This is a genomic window from Streptomyces sp. NPDC029296 (assembly GCF_055569255.1).
In genome coordinates this window covers 149,858-156,637 of the sequence record NZ_JBVHXT010000005.1, presented here as the reverse complement: position 1 = coordinate 156,637, position 6,780 = coordinate 149,858, and the positions used below count along the sequence as shown (strand labels likewise).

At 75.7% G+C, this 6,780-nt stretch carries 5 protein-coding genes; 3 read left to right on the top strand and 2 right to left on the bottom strand.

The window, feature by feature from the left end:
* Positions 1-529: 529 nt before the first annotated feature.
* Both ACZ4W9_RS06365 and ACZ4W9_RS06360 read right to left on the bottom strand, forming a co-directional pair.
* Entirely contained in the window at positions 530-1,612 is a 1,083-nt protein-coding gene (locus ACZ4W9_RS06365; RefSeq protein WP_467933577.1) for a PadR family transcriptional regulator, read from the bottom strand.
* Between the two features lies 1 nt (position 1,613).
* Positions 1,614-2,714 (bottom strand): DUF4097 family beta strand repeat-containing protein, encoded by a 1,101-nt coding sequence (locus tag ACZ4W9_RS06360; protein WP_467933576.1) that lies wholly within the window; start codon positions 2,712-2,714, stop codon positions 1,614-1,616.
* A gap of 537 nt (positions 2,715-3,251) precedes the next feature.
* Between ACZ4W9_RS06360 and ACZ4W9_RS06355 the strand changes: the two genes are divergently transcribed.
* The 3 genes from ACZ4W9_RS06355 (at position 3,252) to ACZ4W9_RS06345 (ending at position 6,658) form a co-directional block, all read left to right on the top strand.
* Positions 3,252-3,431, top strand: coding sequence for a DUF6104 family protein (locus ACZ4W9_RS06355; protein ID WP_003992906.1), 180 nt, complete (start codon positions 3,252-3,254; stop codon positions 3,429-3,431).
* A 180-nt stretch (positions 3,432-3,611) separates the two neighbouring features.
* The gene (locus tag ACZ4W9_RS06350) at positions 3,612-4,022 is read left to right on the top strand and encodes a CU044_2847 family protein (RefSeq protein ID WP_467933575.1); all 411 of its coding nucleotides are present in this window, start codon (positions 3,612-3,614) and stop codon (positions 4,020-4,022) included.
* Positions 4,019-6,658, top strand: coding sequence for a VMAP-C domain-containing protein (locus tag ACZ4W9_RS06345; protein ID WP_467933573.1), 2,640 nt, complete (start codon positions 4,019-4,021; stop codon positions 6,656-6,658). The genes ACZ4W9_RS06350 and ACZ4W9_RS06345 overlap by 4 nt, the downstream gene beginning before the upstream one ends.
* The last annotated feature ends 122 nt before the right edge of the window (positions 6,659-6,780 follow it).

Here is a 6,780-nt window from a genome sequence, read left to right as displayed (position 1 = left end):
TGCCCAGCCCACCCGTCGTCCGGTCGATTCGGTTGGCCGGGAGGCGGACCTCCGGGGCCCTCTCGCCCCGGGCGTTCGCCCGCAGGTCCGCTCGACTCGGGCGGCTGGAGGTGGGTCTTCGGGGCTTCGCCTTCGGCCCGGGAGTCTGCCCAGCCCACCCGTCGTCCGGTCGATTCGGTTGGCCGGGAGGCGGACCTCCGGGGCCCTCTCGCCCCGGGCGTTCGCCCGCAGGTCCGCTCGATTCGGTCGGCCGGGAGGCGGGCCTCCGGACTGCCCTTAGCCCGGGGAGTTTGCTCACCCTCCACCCGACTCGGTCGGCTGGAGGGCGGGCACCGCAGGGCACCGTCTCGGCCTCGGGGGTTTGCCCACCCGTCCGTCGAGTCGATTTGGTCGGCCGGGAGGCGGGTCTCCGGGGCTGCTCCCCTGGCCCCCGGGGAGCGTGCCCGTTCGTTCAGTCGACTCGGTTGGGTGGTGGGTGGGCCTTCCCGGTTCGGTCGGTGGGGGTGCCTGGGGGCCGGTGTGGTGCCGGTCAGGGGGTGCGCGGGTGGAGAAGCGCCGCGATGTGGGCCGCTGCCTTGGTGAGATGGTGGCGGGTTTCCCGGAGCTGGGCCGGGGTGATGCCGTTGTCCCGGGCCGCGTCCCGGATGTCGTCGCGGAAGCGGTCCAGGAGGCGGTCCAGGTCGCGGGCCGGGTCGCCGGTGGGCGTCTCGTGGGCCCAGCCCGGTTCGTACCCGGCGGGGAAGTCCTCCGGGGCCGGGGTGTAGTGCGGCTCCGAGGGCGGGGTGGGCCGGGGCGTCTCCTCGGCGGCACGGGGGGAGCCCCAGTCCCTGCCGAAGTCCTTGCCCAGGTCCCTTCCCCAGTCCTTGCCGAAGTCCTTTCCGAACTCGCCGAACTCCCTCGCCAGTTCGGACAGGCCCTCGCGGAGGCCCGTCGGCCAGTCGCCGCGCGTGAAGTGGTCCTGGACGCTTTCCTGGACGCGCCGGGCGATGCGCTGCACCTCCTCCTGCGCCTGGACCCGCGCCCGTGCCTGCGCCTCCTGTGCCTGGCGGCGGGCCCGCTGGGCCTCCTCGCGGGCCCGGCGGCTCTCGTCCTTCGCGCGCCGCGCCTGCTCCTTCCACTCCTGCTTGGCCCGGCGCATCTCCTCCTTGGCGGCCTTCCACGCCTCCTTGTCACCCGGCTCGCCGGACTCCCCCTGGGTGAAGTCACTCCCGGACGTCCGTGAGCGGCGCGCCTCGGAGGCGGCGGCACGCATCTCGCGGCGCAGGTCGCCGGCCGCGCCGCGCACGTCGGCCCTTATCTCGGCGGCCAGTTCCGCGACCGACTCGCGGATCTCCAGCTCCAGGTCGGCCAGCTCACCGCTGCGGTCGGCCAGTTCGGCGCGGCCCGCGTCCGTGATGGCGTACACCTTGCGGCCGCCCTCGGTGGTGTGCCGGACCAGGCCCTCCGCCTCCAGCTTGGCCAGGCGCGGGTAGACCGTGCCCGCCGAGGGGGCGTAGAGGCCCTGGAACCGTTCCTCCAGGAGCCTGATCACCTCATAGCCGTGGCGCGGGGCCTCGTCGAGCAGCTTGAGCAGGTACAGGCGCAGGCGGCCGTGGGCGAAGACGGGAGGCATGTCAGAGCACCTTCTTGTCGGTCGTGCCGTCGGCCGGTGCGCCGGTGGCGGCGGCGTCCTGGCCGGAGACGGAATTGTCCCCCGGAGCGGCCGGGGAGCGATCGGCCGGGTGGGGTGCCGTTCGGGCGTCCGGTGTGGTGGCGGCGGCGGGGGCGGTGCCGTCCGTCGTGCCGGCGCCGGTGTCCGTGCCCCCACTCGTGTCCCTGCCCGTGGCCGGGTCCGTGTCCTTGTCCGCGCCCGTGCCCGTGGCGGGGTTTCGTGGGGGCCTGGGGTCTCCGGCGCGGGTTTCCTCCTCGTCCCGGGGCGGGCGGCGCAGCAGGGCTATCGAGCCGGAGACCGTGGTGGCCCGCAGCCTGCCCGTGCCCGCGCCGAGGCGGCCGGTGATCTTGTGCGTGCCCCACTGGCCGTGCACCCGCAGTCCCTCGAAGGCGTTGGAGATCACACCGCTCGCGGTGTTCGCCTCCACCTCGGCGTCCGCCGGATGCGGCAGCCGGATGGCGATCTCACCGGAGACGCTGGTCAGGCCGACGTCCGTGGGGCCGTCCGGGTCCAGGTCGACGATCACCGAGCCGCTCACGGTGTCGGCGCGCACGGAGGGGCCCGAGCCCTCGACCACGGTGAGGTCCCCCGACACGGAGTGGAACGTCAGATCCCCGGTGACCGCCTGGGCCTCCACGCTTCCCGAGACGGTCTCCGCGCGGACCGGGCCCGAGACGCCGACCAGGGTGGTGTCGCCGTTCACCCCCCTGATCACCGACGGGCCGCGCATGCCCGAGACCACCGTGCCGGCGCCCCCCACGCCCACCTCCACGCGCGTGTCCGCCGGGACCGCCAGGGAGACCACCGCGCTGCGGCGCCAGCCCCTGCGCTCGATCCACTTGAGGAGACCCTTCCAGGGCAGGTCCTCATACGCCACGGTCAGCGTGGTGCCGCTCTGGGTGACCACCAGGGGCGGGCCGTCGAGTTCCGAGACCTCCAGGCGGGCCGTCGTCTCCTCCGTGCCGACCACGTTCACCGTGCCGTTGATGATGCGGACCTGAAGTTCGCGCACGGGGCTGTCGAAGGTCAGCTTCTTGGGTTCGGTGACGGACCACTCGGACATGGGACCTCCTCGGCCGGGCAGAGCGACGACACGCCATATCGCGTCCTCTCCAAAACACGTTATATCGCGGCCACGGGAAGTCAAGACACCCTTTCGAGTGCCCGCGCGACCCCGCGCCCGGCCCATGCGGCGCGGGCGGTGGCGCACGCGGGGGATGCACCGGCGTGCGGTTGTGCGGCCAGTGGTGCGGGCGCGGGACGGTGCGAGGGGAGCGCGGACAGACGGGCGCGGGACGGTGCGAAGGGAGTGCGGACGGGCGGGCGCGGGACGGTGCGAAGGGAGTGCGGACAGACGGGCGCGGGACGGTGCGAAGGGAGTGCGGACGGGCGGGCGCGGGACGGTGCGAAGGGAGTGCGGACAGACGGGCGCGGGACGGTGCGAAGGGAGTGCGGACGGGCGGGCGCGGGACGGTGCGAAGGGAGTGCGGACGGGTGGGCGCGGTGGCGCGCGGCCGCCCCTGTCCGGCCCGCCGCGGCGGCGGCATACGCTGGTGGGGAGAGTTGCCGGCTGGATGTTCACGCAGGAGACGTAGCCCCTATGTACTTCACCGACCGCGGTATCGAGGAGCTGGAGAAGCGGCGTGGCGAGGAAGAGGTCACCTTCGAGTGGCTCGCCGAGCAGTTGCGCACGTTCGTGGACCTGAACCCGGACTTCGAGGTGCCCGTGGAGCGGCTGGCCACCTGGCTCGCCCGGCTCGACGACGAGGACGACGAGTAGGCCGACGAGCCCCCCGCGCGGAGGCCGGACACAGCCGGGCGTGCGGAGCGTGCGCGTACGGCCGCTTCCGCGCCCCCCAGGGGCGATCATCGGCCGTATCGTTCACCGGCGCACCTCTTCCCCTCCCCCTCTCCCCGCCCCGGAGTTAGCCTTCTCCTCCCATCGGCGAACGGGGGCGTCATGGCTGGAGGAGTCGAACGGATACGCCTGGACGACGGGACCGTCGTCTGGGCCAGGATCGGCGCGGCCGACGAGGAGGAGCTGGACGAGGGCGGCTACTGGGACACCGGACTCGGCGGCCGGGTCATCGACATGGCGGAGGGGCTGGCCGGCACGGTCGGGGGAGTCGTGCGCTCCCTGCGCGCCGGTCTGGACACCCCGGCCCCCGTCGAGGTCTCCGTCAGCTTCGGCATCGAACTGACGGCGCAGGCCGGCAAGATCGTGAGCGCCATCGCGGAGGGCGGCGGCCGGTCCTCCCTCACCGTGTCCCTGACCTGGACCGAACCGGCCGCGACGGCGGACGGCGCGGATCCCGCGGCACCGGACGGCACCGCCGTACCGCCGCGGTCCCCGGCGCCGGGCGCCGCATGAGCGCCTTCGACGAGATGGTGCGCCCCTCCCTCGCGCGCATCGGCGCACCGGGTGACGGGTATGCAACGGACCGTGACGCCTACTGGGGCTCGGGGTTCTTCATAGCCCCCGGCTGGCTGTTGACCTGCGCCCATGTCGTGGGGAAGGGGGGAGCCGCGGTGTGCCGAGGGGACAGCGCCCTGAACGTGACCTGGCAGGAGCGCACCGCCGACGGCACCTGGGAGCCGCGCGGCTCCACCGGGACGGCCGCCGCCGTCGTACCCCGGCCCGAGGGCGGGGGACCGCCGCGGGACCCCTGGCCGTTCCCCGACCTCGCGCTCGTCCGGGTCGCCGGCGCCGACGACGTGCGCTGCCTGTGGCTCGGCGACCGGGAGGCGGGCCCCGGCACGCCCCTCGGGCTCTACGGCTGGTCGGCGCAGACCGGAGAGCTGGGCATCCGGCACGGCACGGGCGAACTCGCGGGATCCGACGCGCGGGCCCTGCTGCTCGCCGGGAGCCTGCCCATCGGCGGACTGTCCGGCGGGCCGGTGCTCGACCTGCGGCACGGCTGCGTCATCGGTGTGATCAAGGGCCGCCGACGGGAGGAGGGCGTCGCCGTCCCGGTCACCGCGCTGTACGAACTGCTGGACTCGCGGGAGGCCGGCCGCGTGGCGCGTACGGTGCTGCGCGCCCACGACCTGCACCACGCGAGCCTCCTCGGCGCCCCCTCGCCGCAGCCGGACTGGACCGCCTTCCAGGCCGCCCTGCCCGGCCGGGCGCCGTCCGTCTCCGGGATCACCGCGGAGCTGCGCACGCGGCTGTACGGCCATCTCGCCCAGCTGCCGCCGCCGGCCGGCGCCGGTGAGGTCGTCCACCTCGTGGAGGACGTCAAGGCGCAGGTACGCGGGGAACGCCTGCGCTCGCTGCTGCTGCGCAACGTACGCACCTGGCGCGAGGGCGCCGGGCTGCTGTACGGCCTGCGCACGCCGGCGCCGGGCGGCGGCGGAACGCTCGTCGACCTCGACGCCGTGCTGCTGTACGCGGCCCGGGTGGCGCGCAAGGCCGCCCGGGAGCGCGCCGGGGAGGTGGACGCGGAGCGGCTGCGGGAGTTCACCGACTGGATCGCCGGGCAGGCCGCCGGCCACCGGCACTGGGCGGTCGGCGAGGCCATCCGCGCACTGCTGGAGGGAGCCGACGGCCGGCCGGATCCACCGGACGCGCCCACCGGGGGGCGGCTGGTTCGGCCAGGGGCGCCTCCTGACGGCTGGCCGGTTCCGCCAGGGGCGCCCGTGGACGGCCGGCCGGTTCCGCCAGGCGCCGCCACTGACGGCCCGTCCGTCCCACCGGCTGTACGGCCCGACGACCGGCCCGCCCCGCCGGCCGTGCGGCCCGACGACAGGACGACCGCACCTCCCGCCGTGCGGCCCGAGGACCGGACCACCCCTCCCGCCGTACAGCCCGTCCCCCCGGGCCGCTCGGCCGTCTCGCCCCACCTCCCCGACGGCTTCCTCGCCGATCCGTCCACCGCACCTCCCTCTCCCCATGGAAGCGCCCCGGCGCCGCCGCCCGCCGAAGCCGTCGCGGCGACGCCGGCCCCGGCCGCCTGCGCCGGCACCGCCCTGCCCGCGGGCCCCACCCCCGAGCCCGCCCGGGCGCCGCTCGCCCCGCCCGCCGCCGGTCACCGGATACCCGCCCCCGCCCCGGGGTGTCCGGCGTGGGCCGTCCCCGGGCCCTCCTCCGACTCCCGTACCGACGTCCTCGTCAAGGTCGGACCGGCCATCTACGGCCGGCATCCCTGGAGCGTGCAACTGCTCTACGACGGCCAGGACGTCACCCCCGTCGACGGCGACGACCGGGGCGTGCGGGCCGAGGAACTGGCGCGCGTGCTGCGGGAGCCGCTGGCGCGGGCGCTGAGCCAGGGCGACCACGGCGAGCACCTCGCCGCGATCGAGGTCTTCCTGCCCCGCAAGCTGTTCGATCTCCCCGTGGACGACTGGCAGTTGCTGCCCGGCCCGGACGGCACCGGACTCGCCGGGTCCACCGGGGACGACGACCAGGACGACGAGGACGACGACTTCGTGGACGAGCGGGCCCTGCCGCTCGGGATGCGGCGGACCGTCGTCATCCGGGACGTGCGGCGCAACGGCCTGCCCCCCGCCCCGGAGTGGCGGCGGCGCTGGAAGGGCGTGCGGTACGGGCCGCTGGCCCACGGGACGCTGCACGGCCGGGCGGTCGCCGACGGGCACCCGCCGGGCGCCGGGACCGGGGGCAAGTACCCCTATTACGGCGCCCTGTCGGCACTGGGCGACGCGTCCGTGCCGGTGTACTGCGGTCCCGTCGGCAGCGGCGAGGGCTACGCGGCGATGCGGGACGCGCTGCGCTCCGGGCACTCGGTGGTGCTCTGGCGCCGCGACCGGCACGACCACGACGAGTGCGGGGACTTCCACCGGCAGGCCGCCGGCCTGCTGGGCCTCGCCGGGCACGCCGACGGGCTGCACGGCCCGGTCCGCGACCTGCGCATCCGGCTGGCCGACCCGGACACCGCCCGGGCGCACGGCCTGCGCGGGAAGGTCGCCGTACTGTTCGACCCGCCGGACCGGCCGCCGTACGGGTCGGAGAACATGCGGCCCCCGCCGCTGGCCGCGCCCGGCGGCTGACCGCCGCCGGTTCCGCCCGTCCGCTGGACGCCGCGTCAACTCCGCGCGCCGGCACGGAGGTTCACCCGCGCGGACGGGGAGCCGGGCACCGCGAACCCCGGCGGATCCGGCCGGCGAACGGT